Genomic DNA, 24,725 nt, shown 5'->3' on the forward strand with positions numbered 1-24,725 from the left:
CAAGGATTATTTTGAATCAAGACACTCTATATTCTGAAAGTGGTATAATACATATATCAAAAATTTACAAGATATAAATGTTAACCATTCGATTATATGATGTACGTTCAATAACAATGTATTTACATATCTACGGGAGAGAAACTATTATGCAACACTTTACATTAGAAGAAAAGAACACGGTGCTGGAGAACCCCTTTGTCCATATACATCGCAAATTAGATGTACTGCTCCACGTGGGGAAGCTGCTCATGGAGTGCGGTGCAGATACAAACCGCATCACCGAAGAAATGTTAAAGGCCGCCACATTTATGGGAATTCCTCATGATTACTTGAATATACACATTTCCTATACGACCTTAATGGTAAATTTGCTCCATAAGGAACGGTCCATTACGGTTTTTCGTAAAACGCCCGTTCATATACCGAACATGGCTATGATCAACGCCGTTTCAAAATTGACCTGGCGAGCCTTCGAACGCCATTACTCACTCACCACGTACGAGCATCTCATATCAAAACTGGAATACACCATACCAACGTATCCGAACTGGATAAAAGGCCTTGCTTGCGGTTTAGGATCGGCGGGTCTCGCCTTCTTATACAGCGGCGACTGGATTGCCTTTATCGTCACTATCATCTGCTCGTTTATCGGATATGTTACACGCACCTTATCTACGCGTATCGGCTGTAACGAATATGTCGGCATTTCCGTTGGCGCTTTTACCGCCATGATATCGGCATACGCTTTTTATACGCACATCGAACTGGGCTCATTGCTATATGTCCTCGTATGCTGCACGCTCTTCATGATTCCCGGGGTTCCACTTATCAACTTTGTCATCGACATAATCAACAACCATATATTATCCGGTGTAACAAGGGCAATTAGAACTCTTCTCATCGTGGGCAGCATGACGCTCGGTATGGCCATGGCGCTCTATTTCAGTCCCGTTCCGGCCTTTAATTTCGTCGACATCAAGCCGCATGTCATCTCCCTTACACAGATTATCGGTGCTTTCACGGCGGCCTCTGCATTTGCGGTTCTCTTTAATGCACCGACACGCTTGCTCGGATACATCGGTATCGGCGGTATTCTTTGTGTTTTCGTCCGCAATCTGCTGCTGGTTGATTTCGGATTCTCCACGCCCGGTGCAACCTTTATAGGCGCCGCTGTTATGAGTATTATTTTTGTAAAAGTATCTACATGGATAAAAACATCGAGTACGGTTATCATCGTTCCGTCAGCCATCGCTCTGATGCCCGGAATCCTATTATATCGCTTCGTATTCGATATTCTACACATAAACAGCCTCAATGAAGCAGGCCTCGTTCACATGATGCAAAACGGCATTACCGGAGTTCTCACAATTATCGGGATTGCGGTAGGCGTGGCCATACCGAATGTATTGGCTCAGAAATATTTAAAGAATATCAAAGAGCGCCGAATTGCGGAACTCATGGCGACAAGACATGTGCACGACGGTCAATAAATACCATATAGCACAAAGAGATTTAAAAATCATAATTAGCATTATCCCTATATGGATTTATATAGATTTATATAGTACAAGTATCTACATAGTAGAAAGAGCAGGCCTCTCATGGAGACCTGCTCTTTTTATATTCATACCAATAGTTATGAACTACCGTATATTATTTAGTTTCATCTTCATCGGTAGAAACCGCATGATTAATTTCTTCTGAAGGATCAGAAGTTTCAGTACCAACAGCATTATCGACAGGATTATCAATCGTTTCCGGTACGATAATTCCCGCTGCTTCCAGTGCACTTTTAGGCTCAGCCGCATCAGGAGTTTTCGTTGTACCGTATTTATAAAGATTTTCCACCGCTTTCGCATCAATGGTTTCCTCCTCCAATAAAGCTTTTGCCATATTGTGAAGGAAATCCAAATTGTCGCTGAGAAGCTTTGTAACATCTTTATATGCTTCCTCTACAATACGATGAATTTCTTCATCGATTTTAGCGGCAATCTCTTCACTATAATTACGTTCATGTCCGAGATTTTTACCTAGGAACACCTGTTCCTGCTGTTCGCCGAATACAATTGGTCCCAACGCATCGCTCATGCCCCAACGTGTTACCATGGCACGAGCCGTGTTCGTAACGCTTTGGAGATCACCGGATGCGCCTGTACTGATTTCGTCGAGAACCAACGCCTCCGCGATACGACCGCCGAGAGCCACGCGAATATCCGCCAACAATTGAGATTTGGTTTTATAATTCTGTTCCTCTGTAGGTAACATCATCGTATAACCACCGGCAGCACCGCGCGGAATAATCGTTACCTTATGAACCGGGTCCGCATGAGGCAGCAAATGTGCCACAATAGCATGACCGGATTCATGATACGCCGTCAACTTGCGATCTTTTTCACTCACGATATGACTGCGGCGTTCAGGACCCATGCTGACCTTTTCGCTGGCTTCTTCTACTTCCGCCATGGAAATGATTTTTTTATTGAGACGAGCCGCCAAAAGAGCTGCTTCGTTTAACAAATTACTCAAGTCCGCACCGGTAAAGCCCGGAGTTTTCTTCGCAATCGTTTTTAAATCCACATCATCAGCCAACGGCTTATTGCGGGCATGAACTTTTAAGATCGCTTCACGGCCGCGCAAGTCCGGACGGCCTACGACAACCTGACGATCGAAACGACCGGGACGTAATAATGCGGGATCGAGAATATCCGGACGGTTTGTCGCCGCAATGGTAATAATGCCTTCGTTGGCACTAAATCCATCCATTTCAACGAGCAACTGGTTCAAGGTCTGTTCGCGTTCATCATGACCGCCACCAAGGCCCGCCCCACGCTGACGACCTACCGCATCAATTTCATCGATAAAGATGATACATGGTGCATTTTTCTTCGCCTGTGTAAACAAATCGCGTACACGGGATGCACCGACACCGACAAACATCTCTACGAAGTCGGAACCGGAAATAGTGAAGAACGGTACCCCCGCCTCTCCGGCTACGGCTTTAGCGAGCAAGGTTTTACCGGTACCCGGAGGTCCTGCAAGTAAAACCCCTTTTGGAATCTTCGCACCGATAGCGGTAAACTTACCGGGATCCTTGAGGAACTCCACCACTTCTTCCAATTCCTGTTTAGCTTCCTCTGCGCCGGCTACATCTTTAAAATTAACCTTTACATTACCTTCACCCATTAATTTTGCACGGCTTTTACCGAAGTTCATCACTCGGCCGCCACCACCTTGGGTTTGTTGCATAATGAAGAAGAAAAGTACCACCAAAATAATAATAGGAATAGCGGACCCTAACAAGCTCATCCACCAAGCCGGTTGTTCCGGCGGAGCAGCTGTAATTTCCACTCCATTATCTTGTAATGTTTTGATTAGCGTTTCATCACTAGGCGCATAAGAATTAAATTCTGTTCCATTCTTTAATTTGCCTTTAATACCATGATCATTCGTAATCGTTACGGACTCAACCTTTTTCTGCTGTACCTGTTGAATAAATCCCGTATAACTGAGTTCAGATTTATTCGCACTTTGACCAGAAAAAGCATCAATAGCGATAACAAAAGCGGCAATGATCAGTAAATAAAGGACGATATTTTTTGTAAATCGACCCAAGAGATTACCCCTTTCAACAACAATTTAGTTTATAAACGAATTGAGTACACCTCATGACGAGATGCACTCATATATTATACCATACTTCTTAATCTTGATACATTTCTTCCTTCAAAATACCTATATATGGTAAATGGCGATATCGTTCGGCAAAATCCAGCCCATATCCGACGACGAAATAGTCGGGAATCACAAAGCCCACGTAATCGACATGCACATCCATCTTTCGACGGTCCGGTTTATTCAGTAACGCCGCCAAGCGCACGCTTTTAGCCCCGCGGGCACGCAGATTATCCAGCAGGTAATGCAACGTCGTACCGGTATCCACAATATCCTCGACGACGAGCACATGCTTGCCTTCCACGGAACGGTCCAAATCCTTCAGAATTCTTACGACGCCGGTACTTGTAGTACTATTGCCATAACTGGAGCAAGAAATAAAATCAAAACTCACATTCACCGTATCATCTATAGCACGGGCCAAATCCGTAAAAAATACGATAGCCCCCTTTAAAACTCCGACGAGCACCACAGATTCGCCCTTGTAATCGCGACTGATATCGCGCCCCAGTTCGGTAACGCGCGCAGCCAGTTGCTTCGGGGTATACAAAATCTCTTTTACATCCTGATGCATATATGACCTCCACGATCTATATCTAATGTTTGCTATACACTTTTATTGTATCACATCGGGCCTCAATAATAATACGTGCAATAGTGAAAGTTTTCACTTCTCCCGTCTGTACTATATCAGACAACTGTGCCTGATGAGCAAAGCTCAATATTAAACGATTATCGACTACCCGTACCATCATCTGCCACAGTCTTCGCTGTAATGCCATCGGCTGTTGACGCAATCGACGGCGGGAAACGGTGCAGCTTCGATCATCTACTGAGATCAACGTGTCAAAAACCTCTTGCGCCATCTGTTGCAAAAACTCCATATCCTCCGTAACAGAGCGGGACATCCGCTCAAGAGAATCTATAACGGCAGGATTTATTTTTTCCAATTCCGGAATGATACAATGACGAATTCGATTGCGTTGATATTCTATATCATCGTTAGTACAATCAACACAATAAGAAATATGACGTTCCTCTAAATACGCCAGCAGCGCCTCTTTCTTCACCTCAAGTAACGGTCTTACAACAGGTATTGCATAGCTATGGCTGAGCACGGACATCCCCTGTAAACCGTTCATACCCGAGCCCCGAATAAGATGAGCCAAAATCGATTCAGCCTGGTCATTTTTATGATGAGCCACCGCAATATAATCATACCTCTTAGCTCGAGCTAAATCCGTAAGCCATCCATAACGGATATCCCGGCCTGCGGTTTCCACGGAAATCTTCCGCTCCATACTAAAAGCCGGTACATCAATAGCCACGTTGTAAAAGTCCAGATTCAGGGCTTTCACCCGATCCTGCAGCCACAGCACCTCATCCTTGCTTTCACGTCGAATCTGATGATCCATAATGGCCACTCCGATATGCCAATGAATATGTCGTTGCGCCGCAACATCCAATAACAGATGAAGCAATGCCATCGAATCGGGTCCGCCCGAACAGGCGACCAGTATACGGCTATGTTCAGGAAATAAATCATTCTGTTTTAATGTGAAATTAACGGTTCGAATGAGCTGCTTCACATTCACGAGCCATCGCCTCCATACCATCCTGATCACTCACAATTACGTGCGGCACTTCATACGAATCCATAAAGGATGTTAAAATTTCGGCACCGGCCACGATAATATCGGCGCGTCCCGCAGGCAATCCGATCACCTGTAAACGCTCGTCACGACTCATATAGCGAAGTCTCATAATAAGCCCCTCTACAGTTTCACGACTCAATTTATGACCTTGTACACGTCTGCCATCATATACATCTAACCCCAGGTCAATTGCCGCCAATGTCGTCAACGTGCCCCCAATGCCGACAAACTCTCCAAACTGACCTTCAATCATCATCGGTTCCCACAAAAAGCGAGTTTCCTCCCATACCCGTTGAGGTCCTTCATCAGATACGGTCTGTAAACGCACCGCCCCTACCGGATAGGAACGGCTCCAATAGACACCGTCTATATTCCCTACAGCAATTTCGGTACTGCCTCCACCGATATCGATAGTGGCGTAGTGACGACCATCCTGCAGTTGCTCACCCAAAGCCCCTTTAAAACCATATACGGCCTCTTCATCGCCACTTAAGATACGCCACTCCATCGGGCAATAATCAGAAACGGCATTCATAAAATCCATTCCATTAGGTGCTTCGCGCACGGCACTGGTGGCAAATCCACAGCAACACTGTGCTCCATATGCTTGAAGCAGGCTATGTATCTCCTTAAAAGCCCTATACGAAGCCTCTATCGATTCCGTGCGCAAGGCTCCGTCCGTATTACGCTGTCCCAGCCGCGTCGTCCATAACTGCTTCGGTTCGAAATGCCATGTAGTTCCGTCAAATTTCGCCAATAACAAACGTATCGAATTAGAACCGATATCTACAATTGCCGATTTCATATGCCCTCCTGCACCAATATTTACGGATACATAAATAAAGAGATGGCTCGAAGCCATCCCTTAACTCAATCTCGACGACCGCCACGGCCTCCGCGTTTACCTTCTGTATTTCGCTTCAAATCATGCAAGCGTTCACTACTGTCGCGCAAAAACATTTTCATTTTAGCCTCAAAAGCCTCTGTGCTTTGTTTAGTCTGAATACGACGCGGACGCTCTTCACGAGCCTCTTCCCTCGGCTGCGTTTGACGAATAGAAAGGCCGATCTTATTTCCTTCAACGGATAAAACCTTAACTTTCACAGGATCCTCAACCTTCAATACTGTGTTGATGTCCTCTACATAACCATGCGCCACCTCAGAAATATGTACTAAACCCGTTTGTTTTTCTCCTAAATCAACAAACACTCCGAATTTCGTAATACCCGATACTGTACCATCAATAATGTTGCCAACTTCGATTGCCATGCAACCTCCTAAAATAATGCGGAAACTTCAAACTACAAACCGTTGCGAATATAACTTTATCTGTAAAAGTACAAATCATTTCACATATGGTACTTCACCAGGTTTAACCAGTCCTAACTCCTCTCGAGCCACCCCTTCTATGGTCTTCGGATCTTGTAACTTAGCCTTTTCCTGTTCTAATTCATCATTTCGCTGCTTTAGTTCTTCTAACTGTTGTTCTATATGTTGTTTTTCTTGATATACAGCCACCAAGCGATAGGCTTGCCCTAACAATAGCAAAACCATAAGCCCTATCCCGATTCGCTTGATCCACATAAGGGCAATACGCTGATCCTGTTCTCTGCGATTAGGGCGAACCCGTTTGCGCGGTTCCTTCGGTCTTTGTATTTCCGTTGTATGCTGATTCATAAATGTCCCCCAAAATATTCATCAACTGTATACTGACATTCTTAAATTATACCATAGAACTGATGAAATATGTCATACAATCTAACCCGATTTTATAGAATTTTCGTTTCGTAATTTTGATGGGACAAAAAAAGAAGAGCTTATACTTGCTTGTTCCACCCTGCGCAAAATCGCTGCACAAGTACAGGCCCTCTTTCTATCACTTTAACTATAATATGACCAATTAAAATAAAATTTCTCTTATATTTTTAGAGAGGTATATAATAACAGTATACTTATCAACCTTAATAGACATTTCGATATAAATGATAGGAGGTCATCATGAAATTACGAAAAGTTGGTATTATCGGCACCGGTCACGTAGGATCGCATGTAGCATTTTCCCTCGCATTACAGGGTGAGGCAGATGTATTATACATGATGGATATCGATGAAAAGAAAGCACAGGCGCAAGCTATGGATATTAACGATGCCGTCAGTTATATTCCGCATCACGTAACAGCTACGGCAGGTCCTATAGAAAATTGCGGGGACTGCGATATTCTTATCTTCAGCGCAGGTCCTTTACCAAACATATCACAAGATAGATTGGAAACGTTAGGGGAAACGGTGGAAGTCCTAAAAGATGTCATCCCCCGCATTAAAGCATCAGGCTTTAAAGGATTCATCATTTCCATTTCAAATCCGGCCGATGTGGTCGCAACCTATTTACAAAAACATTTAAACTGGGATTATAATCGCATCATTTCATCCGGTACGGCACTTGATTCAGCGCGCTTACAAAAAGAATTAAGTCAACACTTTCATATAAGCCATCGTTCCATTACGGCCTATTGCCTCGGTGAACATGGCACCAGCGCCATGATACCTTGGTCCCACATATGCATCCAGGGCAAGCCGTTAACGCAGTTACAAAAAGAATTACCTCACCGATTCCCTCAGCTTGACCACACGCAGGTGTTAAACGATGTGAAAATCGGCGGTTATCATGTGCTGGCCGGTAAAGGTTCTACAGAGTTCGGCATTGCCAGTGCTACAACGGAACTCATCCGATCCATTTTTCACGATGAAAAAAAGGTCTTACCTTGCTCCTGTTATCTCAATGGACAGTACGGCGAATCCGGTATTTTCGCCTCTACACCGGCCATCATCGGGAAGGATGGCATCGAAGATATCTTAGAGCTGCAGTTAACGCCCGATGAATTAGAGAAATTCAGGTACTCCTGTTCCGTTATTCGAGAACATGCATTAAAAGCGGAGACCATGTAAAAACTTTCATCATGATTCCATAACCAAAATAATACTCACTATAATCTAATATACAACAAAAGGTCCACCCATTCCGATGAATAGCGACTCTACAATGAGAGCGAACGGAATAGGCGGACCTTTTTATTCAATTAGTATACTATCTACAATATTCTAAAAAGCTTAATACCAAGCTAAAAGAAATTAGCTATTGCGACCTGTAAAGAAGCTCACAACGGCAACAACGATAACAGCACCCGCAATAGACGGGATCAATGCCATGCCGGCAAGGCTAGGGCCCCAAGTGCCAAGCAAGGTTTGACCTACAGAAGCACCGACTAAACCTGCAACAACACGATAAATAATACCCATTTTTGCAGATTTATCTGTAATACAACCTGCCACAAAGCCGATAAATCCGCCTACAATAATAGACCAAAGCATAATATATACCTCCTATAATGTCATATCCTCAAGATTTAAAGGAAATAAATCTTTCTCCTCTACAACTTGAGGGGATTTTTCTAAATACTGCTTGCGCATCGTCCAAAGAATATCCAAATTTTCAGGAGCTAATTTAGATAATGCATAAATCATAGTGAAATTCGGTCCATAATGACCGCGTAAGCTATCCGGTATCCCCTTCGCACCCTCACCACTAATGCGATTATTGAAAAATCCTTGAATCTGTCGCGTATCCAAATCAATGATGATAAATCCCGATGCATCATACACATATAATGTATGATTAACCCGTTTTAATGCTCGTACCGTATTTGTAATAAAATACTGATCCCGCAGATCTATAAGAGATGCTTCATAACCGGAATGATAGAAGTCTCCATAATAATAGGTTCCACGATCAGAGGATTTTAACAATCCTTCCAACTCGGACCGATCCTTATCATCAAAATCGGAAAACGCTTTTACCTTAATAACATTCTTTAACCCTCTTTGATATGCCGTTGTTTCCGGAACATCCACATGAGGACCTCTGAAAGCAATCGGCATAAGGCTAAGAGTATTATTATCTAGATTATACACTCCATAACCGTCATAGCCAAGAAAATAAACTCGTGAGTCTACAGTTTTCATAGCTAAAATGCGTTTGGAGATAACTGCATCACTGGAATTTACCAATGCATGCGACTCCGGATCTATGCGAATCGTCTTGGTACCATGATTGGTTCCACCCACGGCAAGCCAATATGATAACCCCATTATAATTATGGCCAGAACGCATAGACCTATACGTTTTATATACATTTATCCTCCCCAGGAACCCCTTATCATAAAACGTAACTATATAATATGCCTCGTATATTATATATCTAATACAGATAATCTATCCTTGATAGATATTCCATCATAAATGAAATCAGGCAATAATTCCTTCAACGACTTCAGTACAAAATCCCGTTCCCAGAAATATGGATGCGGAACCGTGAGACTCTCATCTTCAACAGAAAGTAACCTATCATCCTTATAAATTAAAATGATATCTAAATCCAATGTTCTCGGTCCCCAATGAATATGCCGTTCTCTACCGGCAATGCGCTCCAGATTCTGCAATACTTCGAGCATATCATGTGGCGACAAACTGCTTTCACAGGACCACATGCCATTTATAAATGTATCTTGATCTTTATATCCCCACGGTTCAGTTTCAATCAACGTGGAGGTGTGCGCATTATATATATCATGACGAGTCTGAAAGGATTGAAATGCTTCATCAATATATCGATATCTGTCCCCCAGATTCGACCCGACACCGATGAAATAAGTATACATCAAATTTGGCCCCGCGTAGTAACCACCTCGACATAATCAAGCATACCCGCAATCGGCACCGATGGTTTGCGCACCGTCACGGACAACCCTACTATACCTTGATAATGCTGATATAAGGAGTCCGAAATGAGCGCCCCCAACCGCTCTAACAGATTGCATTTCTCACCGATCATAACGGAACGCACCAACTCATAGACTTCTACATAGTTAATGGAATCCTCTAAATTATCGCTTTGTCCCGCCTTTGTAAGATCCGTGGTGATTTCCACGTCCACAAAGAACCGTTGTCCCTGTTCCTGTTCCGACTCCAGATTTCCATGATATCCGTAAAAGCCCATATTCTTTAATACGATTTTATCCATATTATTCACCTCGCAGCAAGCTATCCGCCACGGCTAAAGCTCGCTTATGCATCCGTACATTATGAACACGTACCATATCAACGCCTTGGAATACACCGGTAATGCACGCTGCTACGGTACCTTCGTCACGTTCTTCCGGTGGCAGGCCGCCCAAGATAGAACCGATAAAACGTTTTCGACTAGGCGCTAATAAAACCGGATATTCATATGCCGTCAATTCGCCCAACCGCTGTATAACCTCAATGTTCTGTTCTTCCGTCTTGCCGAAACCGATTCCCGGATCAATCCAGATCTGTTGAGGTAATACGCCTTCTTTCATCGCCTTGTCTATAGCAGCAAAGAAAAAGGCTTTCATATCTTCAATAATATCACCATAGTTCGTATCATTGCTGTTGTGCATGATAATAATAGGCACCTTGTATTGTGCCGCAACAGCCGCCATATCCGGGTCGTAATGCAGTCCCCACACGTCATTTATGATATGCGCTCCTTTTGAAAACGCATAATCCGCGGTCTTCGCATGATATGTATCAATCGAAACAGGAACCGTCGATGCATTCAGTACCGGTTCCAGCAACTCAGATAAACGACTGATCTCTTCATCCGCCGTCAACGGTGTTGCTCCAGGTCTCGTTGATTCGACACCGAGGTCAATGATATCCGCCCCATCCTGAATCATCTGTTTCACATGATCCACTGCCGTCTGGGGCGTGTTAAATTGACCTCCATCCGAAAAGGAATCAGGCGTTCCATTTAAAATCCCCATAATGAGGGTTCGATCGGATAAAGCCAAGCTCTTCCCATCTTTCCATGAATAATTTCTACGTTTAAACATCTGCCTGTCCTCCGCCTAACATCGCTAACGCTTCATCTCGAAACGTCCCTGTCTCATCTAATACACCGCGACTCTCCAAGGTGATTACCTTTGAATCTTGCTGCATAGTCCCCTTAATCAACATGCATAACTGAGTTGATGTAATGCGCACAAATACACCGTGAGCCGATAAATCATCCATAATCGCATCGGCCAGTTCTGACGTCAACCGCTCCTGTAATTGCGGTCTTCGACTGAGGATGTTCACCACATCCTGAAACTTACTGAGCCCCGCTACACAACCGTCCTTCGGCTGGTATACAATATCTACAGTACCGAAAAACGGCAATAAATGATGTTCACACATGGAATAAAACGGTATTCCACTCAAAGCTACCAGGCCCTTATAATCCGCCGTAAAGGTGTCGCCCCACGCGGATTTCGTATCCATCCCGACACCGCTAAATAATTCGCCGTATAATTCCGTTACACGACTTGGTGTTTTTTCTAATTCCGGCGCCTCTGTATCAACAGATAAAGCCTGTAAAAACTGCTTTATCCCGTCCTTCGCACGTTGATTCATCGGTCCTCCTAAACAATTTTTGTCGTCCAATCCTCAATATTCCAAATATCCGTAACCCACCCGTTATAAAATTCGGGTTCATGACTTACGAGCACAATTGTACCTTTGAACGCGCGTAACGCACGGCTCAATTCTTCTTTCGCATACACATCCAGATGATTTGTCGGTTCATCCAGAACCAAAACATTGTACTTATTCTGCATCAATTTACAAAGGCGTACCTTCGCATTCTCTCCGCCTGAAAGCACGCGCATTTGAGATGTAATATGTTCATTGGTAAGACCGCATCTCGCCAATGCCGCCCGTACCTCCGCATTAGTCATCGCCGGATACTCATTCCAGATATAGTCAAGGGCCGTCTCCGAGTTAGACGGTGCATCATAGCCGATTTCAAGGCCAAAGGCCTCCACGATAAATCGACTCGGCGTACGTCCTTCCTTAAAACCGAAACTAGGCTTGATATATTCCTTCGGTTTTTCCAGGATTTCCATCTTCTCCAACCGCTTTGCTCGCGAATTTGCCATGCCCCGCGTCGCAACACGCGCCTTGTTGCGCTGGATAAAATCCTCCATGCGTTCGATTTCCTGCTGCTGACGTTCATACGCCTTTTGGGCTTGCGCCTTCTTTACCTCATAAGCCGCCTGGAACTGATGATAGTCACCGGTATAGCGCGTAAGCACGGCTTGCTCGATATGATAAATCACATTGACTACTGAATTTAAGAACTCCATATCATGAGAAATCAGAATAAATGCATTTTCATAATTCTGCAAGTAATTTTGTAACCAATGAATATGCTCTACATCCAAATAGTTTGTCGGTTCATCCAACAGTAAAATCGTCGGTTTTTCCAGTAACAATTTTGTTAATAGCACCTTGGTACGCTGTCCACCGCTGAGTTCGGTCACATCCCGATCGAGCCCGATATCCATGAGCCCTAAACCGGATGCGGTGCGTTCAATAACCGCATCAATTTCGTAAAAGCCCCGCTGTTCAAGGATCTCCTGCCATTCCCCGACCTGTTCGAGCAGTTTATTCATTTCATCTTCCGAGACATCACCCATGCGATTATAAGCATCGTTGATATTCTGTTCCATCACAAAAAGGTCATCAAAGGCCTTTTGCAAGACATCTCGAATTGTCATGCCCTTTTCAAGTACTGCATGTTGATCCAAATAACCCACAGTCACCTGATTGGACCATTCTATCTTACCCTCATCAGGCGGTAATTTACCGGTAATGATGTTGAGGAATGTAGATTTCCCTTCCCCATTAGCCCCTATGAGACCTACATGCTCGCCTTTCAGCAATCGGAACGATGCATCATCTAAAATTTGTCGCGCCCCAAAACCATGAGTCACATGGGAAACGGTTAACACACTCATATCTATCTCCATCGGAATAAAAGCCGCCTTGCATAAGACGGCTTGTTTCGTACTAATTATCGTATCTATTGTACCTTGATTGTATACATTATGTCAAAATTTGGACATCGCATATCGCAATGCGACAACTGCCATGATTTTTGCGCCTTTAATCGCTTGGTTGAGGCCATACTCAGTCCCCGATGCACAGGTGAACTCCGGTGTATGCGCCTCCAGCCCCAAACCTATTTGCAATGTCGGCTGTGCCGTCGGTACCTCATAGGACACATTGCCTACATCAGTACTGCCGTCAGCTTCGTCATCGGGCAGTCTCCTCGGCCGTTCACCGAACTCAGTCATCACCTCATCAAACAGCTCCAGTAACATCTTATCCTGACGCATATCCTTAAAGAGAGGCTCATAATGATGCATATCCACACGAGCACCATAGCGCGCTGCTATCTTCTTTGCCTCAGCTTTAATAGCCGGTAAAATAATATGTTCCAGATCATCCACAGTCCTACCGCGCACCGTCATGCGCAGCGTTGCCGTATCAGTCACCACATTAGGGGCCGAACCGGCCTCCGTAAAAATGGTACCTATGATAGCACCCTTAGGAAATTGCTCCGCTTTCATACGCTTTATCGATTGATATAAATCAACGGCGCAGTCAAGCGCATTGACACCGGAATCTGTAAGGGATGCGATATGACAGGCACGGCCGAAAAAGGTCACCTCCAGAGGATGCGTCGCCAACGATGTGCCGCCAACCTCATTTTCACCCCCCGGATGAATGATAAGTGCCCCCTCATATCCATCAAAGAGATGCTCCTCCGTCATATATACCTTACCGCCGATAGTTTCTTCGGCAGGACAGCCGAAGAAGGTGGTGCCCCAACGTTCATCACAAGTTTGGCTAAAGGCTATAGCCGCGCCCATACTCATGATTGCGATTAAATTATGTCCGCACCCATGACCTAACTCGGGCAATGCATCATATTCGCCGAGAAAAGCCATTTTATGATTCCCTTCTATATTCTTATCACTGCGCATTGCGGTGCGCAGTTCAGGCCGTCCGGTTAATCCGACTTGTGTGATAAATCCTTTATCCGTCATGTACTGACTGATTTTCTCCAGCGCTTTAAATTCCGCCTGTCCCAACTCGGGATTATCATGCAGAAATAGAGAAATTTCCTTTAACTCATCCTGCAAATTGTCAATAATAGCACAAGCCTGTGCTTCACGTTCCTTTAATGTCATAATTCCTCTTTCTTATTAGGATGTATACGGCGATAACACGATTGTGTTTGAAATATATCTGAAATGAACATGCGCCCCTAACGGCAATGTCTGATGTGGCGTACCGTGTCCGGTCGGAACATAACATACGAAAGGCTCCGGCAAAGACGAGTTACGATTTTCCTCCATATATCGCAATGCTTCATACCCTATATCATACCCCTGTTCATCCTCATCACCCTCACAATCCGTGAAAGTTCCGATCATAAGACCTTTGATGCGATTCAACAATCCCGATAGACGCCATTGTTGCAACATACGATCTAATTTATACGGCGCTTCCCCTATATCTTCAATAAAGAGAATCATATCCTCAATACTGTCATCCTCAAAAAAATACGGAGTACCGCAAAGCATGGATAGCATTGTCATGTTACCGCCACGCAAGATACCGTCACCTAATTCGGTTCCGATGGCACCGCGGGGCGGCTCCGGTAACGGTTCAATCACCTGCAGATTACCTTCCACCGCATTAAATAGAGCATCAATGTCATCATATCTTTCCGGTTTAAAATCAACCCCCATCGGGCCGTGATAGGTTACGAGCCGACTGTATCGATTAATCGCCATATGAAGAGCTGTACAGTCACTATAACCGATAAAGGGCTTCTTATACGCTCGAATAGCATCATAGTCAATTTTATCAATATATCGCATCGTGCCGTAACCGCCGCGCAATGCCAAGACCGCATCACAAGGGCCATCTGTCATCATCCATTGAAATTCTTCGGCTTGTTTCTCTGCCGCTCCGCCATATAGTCCCTTGCTGCGACAGGATTCACCGAATATAACATCATACCCTTTCGCCCTGCATATCTGCTGTATCATTTCTAATGACTCAGAGCTGCTGCTGGCAGGTGCTATACATCCGATTGTCATACCCGGCACCAACCGCTTTGGATATTTCCACTCCATAATACCTCACAACTTTATCTAAACTTTCCTAACTTTCATTCTGGAAAGGAAACATACAAAAAGACGTACACAATGTGTACGTCTTAAGTGTATCTTATTTGTATGCTTTTTTAAAGTCAACAAGACCCAATGTGGTCCAGAAATAATCTTGAATTGTTCCGTTCGTTACATATGGCTGGGTTGTAAAATACAACGGCATAACAAGGGATTCATCAAAAATCATCTTTTCCGCATCATGCATGAGCGCATCACGTTCCGCCCCATTAGGGGTTACGCGGATACGCGCAATGAGGTCATTGTATTCTTCGCTATGATATTGACCGTCATTATCCTCTGCGGAGAACACCTCCAGGAAGTTTTGAGGGTCGCTGTAGTCCGCTACCCAGGAAGCACGAGCCACCTGATATTTACCGGCCTCTCTATCAGCGAGGAATACCTTTGTTTCCTGATTCTGCAAACGCACATCTGCACCAAAAGCTTCGGTCCAGGCCGCTTGAATAGCTTCTGCAATAGATTTGTGCAACTCGCTGGTGTTGTACAAAATCGTAATCGGCGGCAACGGACGATTTTTCCCATAGCCTGCGTTTCTCAGAATTTCCTTCGCCTGTTCCACATCTTCGTACACGAGATAGCTGCCGGCTTCGCGGAAATCATCGCGGCCGTTACTTTCAAGCATACCGTACGGCACGAACGCATATGCGGCCTCTTTACCGCCCTTGACGATATTTTTAACGATATCAGCCCGATTGATAACCATGGAGAATGCTTTACGCACTTCAGGATCTGTGAACGGTTCGGCGGTCACGTTAAACACATAGTAATAGTTACCCAACATAGGCCCGATATGTAACAGACCGGCCTCTTCCAGCCGCTGTTGATCCGCCACCGGCGGTTCCACGGTCATATCGGCTTCGCCGCCTTCCACAAGGGTCAACCGCGTACTTTGAGATTCACTGATAGGCCAGTTCATGTTTTCGGTCTTAACGGAATCGGCATCCCAATAGTTCGGATTCTTTACAAAATCCATTTCTCCGTTGTGGTGCCAACGAAGCAGACGGTACGGGCCGTTGGATACCAGCGTTTCCGCCTCGGATGCCCAGTTTTCATGAGCCTCTACCGCTTTTTTATTCACCGGATAATAACCGTGAGATGCAAGCAGTTTCAAGAAATACGCCGTCGGATTTTCCAGTGTAACTACAAGCGTATCATCATCAACGGCCTTAACACCTACATCATCAGCCTCGGCATCACCGTTATTATAGGCTTCGCCGTTTTTCAGTACATATAACATATACGCATTATCCGCATGAACATCAGGATTTAGGGCACGCTTCCATGCGTATTCAAAGTCGCGGGCGGTCAACGGCTCACCGTTCGACCACTTCAAGTCAGGTCGTAAATGGAATGTATATTCCAAACCATCTTCGGAAATTTCCCAGTTTTTCGCAAGCGCCGGTTCCGGCTCACTTTCGTCATTGAGGCGCACAAGGCCATCAAATAATTGTAATTGTACCGTAGCCTCCGGAGACGTGTTCGACTTCGCCGGATCTAGCGTAGACGGTTCCTGCTCTAAAACATAACGGATTGTATGTTCATCTATATGTTGAGCCCCTCTTGGGTATCCGAACACAAATAGAATCACACTCACACCGAGAGCGAGAACCATGAGTTTTAACAAATTGCGTTTATCCATCATGGCAATGCTTCCTCTACAAATTCTTTCATACTGCGCCCCACTCGAGCACCTAATTCTTTGGCACGGTCATTTCCAATGCCGCTCATGAGCAGCACAAAACAAAAATGACCTCTAAATGTTTCCAGTACGCCTCCATCATGCTCTACGCAATCAAGAGATCCCGTTTTATGGTGAAAGCATACATCTTCGCCCCAATAAAAGGGCAGAATATCTCTAAATTGTTGACGTCCCAAAATATTCCACATTTCATGACCGTATGCATCACGGTCTCTATGTTCAAAAATGTGATGATACAAGCGTGCTAAGGACATGGCGGTTAGCCGATTCTCCCGGCCCTCTGAAGATGCCTCAAAGTCCATCATCATACGATTAAGTTCCAAGTCATCAAGCCCCAGCTGTTCCGCACGGGCATTGATATTCTCCATACCGAGCGTCACGATAAGAAGGTTTGTAGCCCAATTATCACTGAGCACCATCATCAGCCGACATAATTCCAAATATGTAAAACTATGTTTACCTGTCAGCTCCTGTAATGCTCCGCCCCCTTCAACTCGAGGTGTACGAGAAAGAGGAACCGCATCATTCAGATTCAGTTGCTCGGTGCGAGCCAAATGAAAAACGTATTCCATAATGAGTACCTTAATCATACTCGCACCGGTATGTACCGTATGTTCTCCCTTAGCAGCGATGAGAATCGGTTCCTCGCCATCATCAAATTGCATAACTACATAGGATATGTTCCCGGTAGGTGCAAATTCTCTGATGTACGCATCAAGCCTATTCTCCAAAGACTTGCCAACAATTAGTTTTCCCATTTATAATCTCCCGTTACAAATGCCAACACGCAATACGACGATCAGCCCACTCCCTGAGCGGTGGTCGCTCTGTATAACACCTTTGTTCCGCCTCCGGACAACGTCCGCTGAATAAGCATCCTGTGGGCGGATTTAATGGATTTGGCGGCTCCCCTCTGAGCGGTGTCCCTATCGGCGCATGAGGGATAACCGGTCCGTTCAGTGCCGTTAACGCACGAGTATATGGATGTTGTGGGAATTCATACAAATCGAGAGCCGGTCCCTCTTCCATAACAGACCCCATGTACATAACCACCATCCGATGGCTGATGTAACGCACCATACTCAAATCATGAGAAATGAAAAGGTACGATATCCCGTTTAATACCTGCAAACGTTCCAATAACGTCATAATCTGTACCTGAATCGATACATCTAATGCCGAAAGCGGCTCATCGCAGATAATACATTTCGGCTCCATAATCAAAGCACGCGCAATACCGATACGTTGCCGTTGACCGCCGGATAATTCATGAGCATATCGTTCCCCGAAAGCCATCGTAAGGCCTACCTGCTCCAACACTTCTTTTACACGAATGACACGATCTCGAGCGGTGTATTTCGTATCCAACTCCAAAGGCTCTTCTAAAATAGTGTTAACGGTAAGCCTTGGATTGAGCGATGCGTAAGGATTTTGAAAAACCATCTGCATCACAGGATGAACCGCCTCTCGATTTCTATAAGGATCAATTTCCTGACCGTTCATATAAATGGAACCGGACGTAGCCTCATGTAAACCCATCAAGGTGTATCCGAAAGTGGATTTACCGCAACCGGATTCCCCAACAATACCGAGTGTTTCACCTTCCGATTGATACAGGCTAACCCCTTGTAAAGCATGTACCGTTTGTTTCGGCTTAAATAAGCCGCTTGACAGAGTAAACTCTTTAACGAGATTTTCTGTCTCCCATACATATCCCATTAGAGTCCCTCCAACTTAGATAACCAACATGCAAATTGATGATTTTCAGCGACATCCACATCCATCGGGATACGCTTGCCGCAAATGCGCATAGCCCATTTACAACGAGGATTAAAAGAACAGCCTCGAGGCAGATTAAATAAATCCGGCGGCTGACCTTCTACGGCTTTCAGTTCACCATGCCATTTCCCTTGGGGCAATGCCAACAGCAGACCTATTGTATAAGGATGTCTCGGGTCATTAAATATTCCGTCAACGGTCGCAGACTCTACACATTTACCGGCATATAAAACCATAACGCGATCACAAAGCTGAGCAATGACACGCAAATTATGAGAAATAAAAATAATTCCAATACCTGCTTCTACGGCTAAGGTCTGCATGAGGCGTAAAATCTGGGCCTCTGTAGTCACATCAAGTGCCGTCGTCGGCTCATCGCAGATGAGAATCTTTGGTCGCCCCGCCACAGCCATGGCGATACATACCCGCTGACGCATACCGCCACTCAACTCATGGGGATATTGCGATAAACGCTTCTCCGGTGTAGACAAGCCCATCTTCGTTAACAAATCAATGGCTATCGCCTTCTCATCGTAATCGTCACCATAGGCATTACTGCGGTCGATGACTTCATACAACTGTTCACCAATCGTCAAAATCGGGTTTAAGGAGGTCATAGGATCCTGGAACACCATAGCTACCGTGGTGCCTCGCAATTCATTCCAGTCATCCTCATCATATGATAAGCAATCATGACCATCGATTACAAATGAATCGGCCTTAATCCTCGTTTTCCCGCTCGGTAATAGACCCATTAACGAATTAACGAGCACAGATTTACCGCATCCGGACTCACCCACGATACCTAAGATTTCTCCGGCTTTCAAGGTGAGATCTTGATTTCGAATCACACGCAACGGACCTTGGAAGGTATCAATCGTAATAGACACATTGCGAACATCAATAATTTTGTTGTTCATCATCTATCTCCTTCCTTAGGATCCAATACATTGCGCAAGCCGTCGCCGAGAAATACAAAACCGAGCATAGTTATACTGATTGCGACAGCAGGAAAAATCAACTGAAACGGGTAAGAACGCATACTGCTGATACCTTCGGATGCCAACACACCCCAACTTGCCATCGGTGCATTTACACCGAGTCCGATAAAGCTGAGAAATGCTTCCGTAAAAATAGCTTCCGGAATAGCCAACATCAAGGTAATGATAATAGGCCCCACACAGTTCGGCAAAATATGACGCATTAAAATACGTCTCTTCGGAATCCCCATCGCCTCAGCGGCAACGATATATTCCTCACGTTTCACTTTCAAAATCTGACTGCGTACGATACGAGCCATATTTAGCCAATAAGCAATACCCAAGGCCAGAAAAATAGACATAAGACCCGGTCCCAGTACGACCATCAGCAAAATAACATATAGCAGGAGAGGAATACCGTAAAGGATATCTACGATAGCCATCATGATACGGTCCACCTTGCCGCCCATATAACCAGCAATACCGCCATACATTACACCGATAACAAGATTGATGAAAGCCGCTACAAACCCGATAGTCAAGGAAATACGGGCGCCGTACATAACGCGCGTATAAATATCACGGCCTAATGTGTCGGTACCGAACCAATGTTCAAAGCTCGGCTCCTGATTCGCATTCAATAAAGATTGATCCGCATAGGTATACGGTGAGATAATAGGTCCTAAAATCGCCAGTACAATCATCACCAGAATAATGGACGCACCTACAACGGCTAATCGATTTACCTTGAATCGTTCCCACTTACCCGGACGTTTTACAAACGTCGAACTGTCATCCTGCGGGGAGCGTTCAATAGGAAAAAATTCTTCTCTATTCATTTCTGTCCTCCCCTGTCGTCACGCGTGGATCGATCAATGGGTACACCATATCCACAAGAATATTAAGTGCTACTACGAGGGCACTATAAAAAATCGTTATACCTAAAATAACCGTATAATCCCGATTATAAATAGACGTTACAAAATATTGACCTAAACCAGGAATCGCAAAAATCGTTTCCACGATGAAGCTGCCGGTCAAAAGTCCCGCCGCTAAAGGTCCTAAATATGTAATTACAGGCAGTATGGCATTACCTAAAGCGTGCCGCGTCAAAATTGTCCAACGGCTCAGGCCCTTAGCACGTGCCGTACGGATATATTCCTGTTGATACACATCGAGCAAACCGCTTCTGGTGAGCCGTGCAATAAACGCCATCGGCTGTGCCGCCAAAGTAAGTACGGGCAACACCATATAGGACGGTCCACGCCATAATGCGACAGGTAGCCAGCCCAATTCAAAGCCTACCACATATACCAACACGGCTCCAATAATAAAGGTAGGCACAGAAATGCCCAAGGTGGATACAAATGTTATCACGTAATCTACAATACCATTTGGTCGCATCGCACTGATAGCTCCGGCCGTAATTCCACCTGCAACGGCTACGGCTAACGCCAACAACCCGAGCTGTGCGGAAACCGGAAATGCATCATTGATGATATCGTTAACACTCCGCCCTTCATATTTAAATGACGGTCCCAGATCACCCTGAACCACACTGCCCAGATAATCGCCATATTGCTTCCACAACGGATCATCCAAATGATACTTCGCTTCAATACTTGCTTTTACCTGAGGCGGTAATTTTTTTTCCGTTGTAAAAGGTCCACCCGGTATTGCATGCATTAATGCAAAGGTTACGGTAATAATAACCCACAAGATTATAATTGCGCCACCTAGACGTCGAAACACATACCTTGTCATTTAACTATCCTCCATAGAAAATTTTATCTTTTTATTATACTATATTGTGAAAAATTTTTCACGAATTTAATGATTACATTTACAGGACGCCTGCTATACCGTACAATAGAAGATATAATCTATTGGAGGTGTTTATGAATACAGTACCGCGAATATTAACCATTCAGGATATGAGCTCCATCGGTCGCTGCGCCCTTACGGTTATGATTCCTATCATCAGTGCCATGCGATGTCAGGCGGTTCCGCTGGCTACAGCTGTATTGAGCAATCACTTAGAATATCCGCACTATGAATTCGTAGACCTCTCCGATCACATGCGCGATTTTATGGATTGCTGGGAAAAGAATAACATCGATTTTCACGCTATCGTCAGCGGCTTTTTGGCATCTCCCGAGCAGATTCAGCTCGTAGAGGAGGCCATTAATCGTTTTGGCAATGATAACCAAATGATTATCGTCGATCCGGCTATGGCCGATGACGGCCGTCTTTATTCCATCTATACATCGGACATGGTCGTTGCCATGCGCCACCTCGTATCTAAAGCGCATATCGTCAAACCGAACTATACGGAGGCCTGTTTTTTATTGGATATACCGTATTCAACACAACCTATCAGCGAAGATGAGTTGCGACACCGCTGCAAGCAATTACATCGGATGGGACCGGACATGGTCATCATGACCAGTGTACCATCCGAAACGCACGCCACCATCGCCGTATACAACGGCATTACAGACAACTTACAAACCTATTCTATCCCGCTGGTACCTGTAAAAGCAACCGGAACCGGAGATATTTTCACCGCCGTGTTATCCGGTGCCGTCATGAAAGGATACTCGCCGTACGATGCGGCAGAGCTGGCTATGAATTTTACGACAAAAGCGATTCAGGCAACCGTAGATAATGTAAAATCAATGAAACATGGTGTGGCATTCGAACTCGTCTTACCGGAATTAATAAATTTGTAATAAAAATTTTAAAGAGGGGAATTTATGGATTTAATCTATGCATTACTGCGTACACTTCTGATTTGCGCCATCGGTTTACTCATCGCATTTCTGGGGCGCCGTAAAGGCTTATCGATATTTAACTTATCCGGCCGGATAAACCGTTTACAATTTATCATACTATTTATCGTGCTGATGATATTATTCTATATCGTCCATATTCTTGACACTAAACTGATAGAATTCGTCGTATCTTTACCGGCATACTGGATTTCCCGTGCTTTCATATGGATATTATTGGCCACCCTATTCCCGTTATCATGTGCTCTCTTCGGACGACGCATTCACGATATCGGATTTAATGCATGGGCCGGTATTCTCTGGTCAGCCATTATCATTTTCATCAATACCTATACAGCCGTCTCCCCGGTTAATTATTTATTATACCTTTTTATATGGCTCGTGGGTTTTCTGTTCTGGGTTTTGCCCGGCCAACCGGAACCTAATGAATATGGTTATCCACCGTTTATGAGCGTACCACAAAAAGCTTTCGAACCGGCGAGAGAGCCAAAAAGCGAACAGGCTCAGAAAAAACGAAAAGCCGCACGAAAACGTCGCAAAAAGAAAAATCTCTAAGCTATCCGCTTGCAGTAATTGATATACAAACACTAGTTTAATATACAAATACAATTACTACAAAACGATTAACCTACCTCAACCAATGATACCGTATCTCGTAAATGAAATGTCCGCCTACGATTAGATTAAAATAAATCTAACAGCAAGCGGACACGATAAATCCGAGATACGGTATTTTTATATCATATTATATTTATATATTTAAAACGTAATTGCTATCAAAACATTTATTACCGACTATACATACTCAATTCATCAATAACATCAGTTCTATTAATGTACAGCCGATATAGGCAATGATAAATTTAACCTTCTGTTTCCGCGCTCGGTCATCATCAGCAATCTTTAAACGATTCGCTAAAAAACGCTTATCCCGAATTTGAAGCAATAAGTGCTTGATACGCTCCTGGCTTTCATTTGCGGTACATTCATCACAATCCGACGTAAGTGTCGCCTGCTGCATGAAGATACGACGATGTAATTTGCGCATCTGAATCTTGATATTGTTATGTACAAAGGCGCTCTGCCACTGCTTACGCGAATCAAAGTACATATACAGATAGCGCGGAATATTCATCACCAGGAAGGAGATAATAAAAATTCCCAGAGAAATCAAGAAGTATGTGGAAAAGGAAAATTCCAAGGTTTCCGTCGGTAAATAGTGATGCAGGATGATGAAGGTAATCCATACACCGATTGGCAACAGTAAAACCGCCGCTATATCGATAGAGCGCAGCCAACTGGTACGAGTCGGCACATCCGGTACCGTAAAAGTATCCACAGGATCATGAAACGCATAGTAATCCAACTGTAATACGGACTGACTGGTTCTCGGATTTCCCAACAGAATAGGGCCAGTGCTACCGATATGGCGTTCCGGTAATGGTATAAACTTCTTGACCCTCGTATTCGGCAAGAGATCGAATTGAATGATACCTTTCTTTTCAAAACGCATAGTGGAACCCTTTTCACCCAGTTCAATGGGATTAAAGAATATTCCAAACAGACTGAGGCACCAATTCCCAAGTAGATGGAGAACGGAATTTAGAATAAAACCGCCTGTATCTATATTATTTGTATCTAACCGTATGGCAAATGATGATGAATAATCATCGAACCATAAATCTTCTAAGGTAAACTCCACATTGATTACATTCCCCCACTTCGTAATAATGGACAGGAATATCTGATTATTCGGTTCAAACTCAAAGGTTACGGAATAAAATAACCAATGATTGCGAAGAGCGGCACGCAACATGCGATTAACCATATCCTCTTCTATATATAATAGACGATGATCGAAGAGCTCCGGCTCCATCGATACGGTATTACTAACAGTAGTAGACTCAATCGTCGTGTCCCGTTCAGACAATGCTTCATCCACCAAAGCACGTAATTTGGTGAAAATTCTAGTCATAACCCCTCCAAGGGTAACATGAAATAGCTTTTAACACTCAAATTATACCATATATTGCGTAAT

The 24,725-nt window shown here is 44.4% G+C and carries 26 protein-coding genes; 4 read left to right on the forward strand and 22 right to left on the reverse strand.

Annotation, left to right across the window (positions count from 1 at the left end; translation table 11 throughout):
• Positions 1–149 precede the first annotated feature (149 nt).
• Complete coding sequence (locus tag HMPREF1521_RS05940) at positions 150–1,493, forward strand: threonine/serine exporter ThrE family protein (protein ID WP_038117078.1); 1,344 nt, start codon at positions 150–152, stop codon at positions 1,491–1,493.
• Between the two features lie 163 nt (positions 1,494–1,656).
• Here HMPREF1521_RS05940 and ftsH read toward each other — a convergent pair whose 3' ends face one another.
• The 6 genes from ftsH to HMPREF1521_RS05970 form a co-directional block, all read right to left on the reverse strand.
• A complete protein-coding gene (gene ftsH / locus HMPREF1521_RS05945; protein WP_038117080.1) occupies positions 1,657–3,615 on the reverse strand; it encodes an ATP-dependent zinc metalloprotease FtsH in 1,959 nt (652 codons plus the stop codon).
• Positions 3,616–3,703: 88 nt separating this feature from the next.
• Positions 3,704–4,249, reverse strand: a complete 546-nt coding sequence (hpt, locus tag HMPREF1521_RS05950; RefSeq protein ID WP_038117083.1) for a hypoxanthine phosphoribosyltransferase — start codon at positions 4,247–4,249, stop codon at positions 3,704–3,706.
• 22 nt (positions 4,250–4,271) lie between these two features.
• Positions 4,272–5,270, reverse strand: a complete 999-nt coding sequence (gene tilS, locus HMPREF1521_RS05955; protein ID WP_038117085.1) for a tRNA lysidine(34) synthetase TilS — start codon at positions 5,268–5,270, stop codon at positions 4,272–4,274.
• The gene (locus HMPREF1521_RS05960) at positions 5,239–6,135 is read right to left on the reverse strand and encodes a phosphatase (protein WP_038117088.1); all 897 of its coding nucleotides are present in this window, start codon (positions 6,133–6,135) and stop codon (positions 5,239–5,241) included. The genes tilS and HMPREF1521_RS05960 overlap by 32 nt, the downstream gene beginning before the upstream one ends.
• A 65-nt stretch (positions 6,136–6,200) precedes the next feature.
• Positions 6,201–6,599: a S1 RNA-binding domain-containing protein gene (locus tag HMPREF1521_RS05965; protein WP_038117091.1), complete on the reverse strand. Its 399-nt coding sequence runs from the start codon at positions 6,597–6,599 to the stop codon at positions 6,201–6,203.
• Between the two features lie 75 nt (positions 6,600–6,674).
• On the reverse strand, positions 6,675–7,007 hold the full coding sequence (locus HMPREF1521_RS05970; protein WP_038117092.1) for a septum formation initiator family protein: 333 nt from the start codon (positions 7,005–7,007) through the stop codon (positions 6,675–6,677).
• Between the two features lie 321 nt (positions 7,008–7,328).
• Here HMPREF1521_RS05970 and HMPREF1521_RS05975 point away from each other — a divergent pair, with 321 nt between their 5' ends.
• Positions 7,329–8,276, forward strand: a complete 948-nt coding sequence (locus HMPREF1521_RS05975) for an L-lactate dehydrogenase (RefSeq protein WP_038117093.1) — start codon at positions 7,329–7,331, stop codon at positions 8,274–8,276.
• 183 nt (positions 8,277–8,459) lie between these two features.
• Here the strand turns inward: HMPREF1521_RS05975 and HMPREF1521_RS05980 are convergent, their stop codons facing one another.
• The 15 genes from HMPREF1521_RS05980 to HMPREF1521_RS06050 form a co-directional block, all read right to left on the reverse strand.
• Positions 8,460–8,699, reverse strand: a complete 240-nt coding sequence (locus HMPREF1521_RS05980) for a GlsB/YeaQ/YmgE family stress response membrane protein (protein ID WP_038117095.1) — start codon at positions 8,697–8,699, stop codon at positions 8,460–8,462.
• Positions 8,700–8,711: 12 nt separating this feature from the next.
• Positions 8,712–9,521, reverse strand: coding sequence for a hypothetical protein (locus HMPREF1521_RS05985; protein ID WP_038117097.1), 810 nt, complete (start codon positions 9,519–9,521; stop codon positions 8,712–8,714).
• Between the two features lie 57 nt (positions 9,522–9,578).
• Positions 9,579–10,046 (reverse strand): 2-amino-4-hydroxy-6-hydroxymethyldihydropteridine diphosphokinase, encoded by a 468-nt coding sequence (gene folK / locus HMPREF1521_RS05990; protein ID WP_038117100.1) that lies wholly within the window; start codon positions 10,044–10,046, stop codon positions 9,579–9,581.
• On the reverse strand, positions 10,046–10,408 hold the full coding sequence (folB, locus tag HMPREF1521_RS05995) for a dihydroneopterin aldolase (protein ID WP_038117103.1): 363 nt from the start codon (positions 10,406–10,408) through the stop codon (positions 10,046–10,048). Before folB ends, folK begins: the two co-directional genes overlap by 1 nt.
• 1 nt (position 10,409) lies before the next feature.
• Positions 10,410–11,243 carry a dihydropteroate synthase gene (folP, locus tag HMPREF1521_RS06000; RefSeq protein ID WP_038117106.1) on the reverse strand — a complete coding sequence of 278 codons (834 nt, stop codon included), beginning with the start codon at positions 11,241–11,243 and terminating at the stop codon, positions 10,410–10,412.
• Positions 11,236–11,805 (reverse strand): GTP cyclohydrolase I, encoded by a 570-nt coding sequence (gene folE, locus HMPREF1521_RS06005; protein WP_038117108.1) that lies wholly within the window; start codon positions 11,803–11,805, stop codon positions 11,236–11,238. Before folE ends, folP begins: the two co-directional genes overlap by 8 nt.
• 8 nt (positions 11,806–11,813) lie before the next feature.
• Positions 11,814–13,190, reverse strand: coding sequence for an ABC-F family ATP-binding cassette domain-containing protein (locus HMPREF1521_RS06010; RefSeq protein ID WP_038117109.1), 1,377 nt, complete (start codon positions 13,188–13,190; stop codon positions 11,814–11,816).
• A gap of 93 nt (positions 13,191–13,283) precedes the next feature.
• On the reverse strand, positions 13,284–14,429 hold the full coding sequence (locus HMPREF1521_RS06015; RefSeq protein ID WP_038117111.1) for an amidohydrolase: 1,146 nt from the start codon (positions 14,427–14,429) through the stop codon (positions 13,284–13,286).
• A 15-nt stretch (positions 14,430–14,444) separates the two neighbouring features.
• Positions 14,445–15,383 carry an LD-carboxypeptidase gene (locus HMPREF1521_RS06020; protein ID WP_038117112.1) on the reverse strand — a complete coding sequence of 313 codons (939 nt, stop codon included), beginning with the start codon at positions 15,381–15,383 and terminating at the stop codon, positions 14,445–14,447.
• 94 nt (positions 15,384–15,477) lie between these two features.
• Entirely contained in the window at positions 15,478–17,079 is a 1,602-nt protein-coding gene (locus tag HMPREF1521_RS06025) for a peptide ABC transporter substrate-binding protein (protein WP_038117114.1), read from the reverse strand.
• Positions 17,076–17,894: a serine hydrolase gene (locus HMPREF1521_RS06030; protein WP_038117117.1), complete on the reverse strand. Its 819-nt coding sequence runs from the start codon at positions 17,892–17,894 to the stop codon at positions 17,076–17,078. Before HMPREF1521_RS06030 ends, HMPREF1521_RS06025 begins: the two co-directional genes overlap by 4 nt.
• 13 nt (positions 17,895–17,907) lie before the next feature.
• Complete coding sequence (locus HMPREF1521_RS06035; RefSeq protein ID WP_038117119.1) at positions 17,908–18,855, reverse strand: ABC transporter ATP-binding protein; 948 nt, start codon at positions 18,853–18,855, stop codon at positions 17,908–17,910.
• Entirely contained in the window at positions 18,855–19,835 is a 981-nt protein-coding gene (locus tag HMPREF1521_RS06040; protein ID WP_038117121.1) for an ABC transporter ATP-binding protein, read from the reverse strand. The genes HMPREF1521_RS06035 and HMPREF1521_RS06040 overlap by 1 nt, the downstream gene beginning before the upstream one ends.
• On the reverse strand, positions 19,835–20,734 hold the full coding sequence (locus HMPREF1521_RS06045) for an ABC transporter permease (protein WP_038117124.1): 900 nt from the start codon (positions 20,732–20,734) through the stop codon (positions 19,835–19,837). The genes HMPREF1521_RS06040 and HMPREF1521_RS06045 overlap by 1 nt, the downstream gene beginning before the upstream one ends.
• A complete protein-coding gene (locus tag HMPREF1521_RS06050; RefSeq protein ID WP_038117126.1) occupies positions 20,727–21,659 on the reverse strand; it encodes an ABC transporter permease in 933 nt (310 codons plus the stop codon). The genes HMPREF1521_RS06045 and HMPREF1521_RS06050 overlap by 8 nt, the downstream gene beginning before the upstream one ends.
• Positions 21,660–21,793: 134 nt before the next feature.
• Between HMPREF1521_RS06050 and HMPREF1521_RS06055 the strand changes: the two genes are divergently transcribed.
• Positions 21,794–22,627 (forward strand): pyridoxamine kinase, encoded by an 834-nt coding sequence (locus HMPREF1521_RS06055; RefSeq protein WP_038117127.1) that lies wholly within the window; start codon positions 21,794–21,796, stop codon positions 22,625–22,627.
• A 24-nt stretch (positions 22,628–22,651) separates the two neighbouring features.
• Positions 22,652–23,242 carry a DUF805 domain-containing protein gene (locus HMPREF1521_RS06060; protein WP_038117129.1) on the forward strand — a complete coding sequence of 197 codons (591 nt, stop codon included), beginning with the start codon at positions 22,652–22,654 and terminating at the stop codon, positions 23,240–23,242.
• A 250-nt stretch (positions 23,243–23,492) separates the two neighbouring features.
• Here HMPREF1521_RS06060 and HMPREF1521_RS06065 read toward each other — a convergent pair whose 3' ends face one another.
• A complete protein-coding gene (locus tag HMPREF1521_RS06065; RefSeq protein ID WP_038117130.1) occupies positions 23,493–24,662 on the reverse strand; it encodes a hypothetical protein in 1,170 nt (389 codons plus the stop codon).
• Between the last annotated feature and the right edge of the window lie 63 nt (positions 24,663–24,725).

Source organism: Veillonella sp. AS16 (genome assembly GCF_000517785.1).
Classification (GTDB): Bacteria; Bacillota; Negativicutes; order Veillonellales; family Veillonellaceae; genus Veillonella; species Veillonella denticariosi.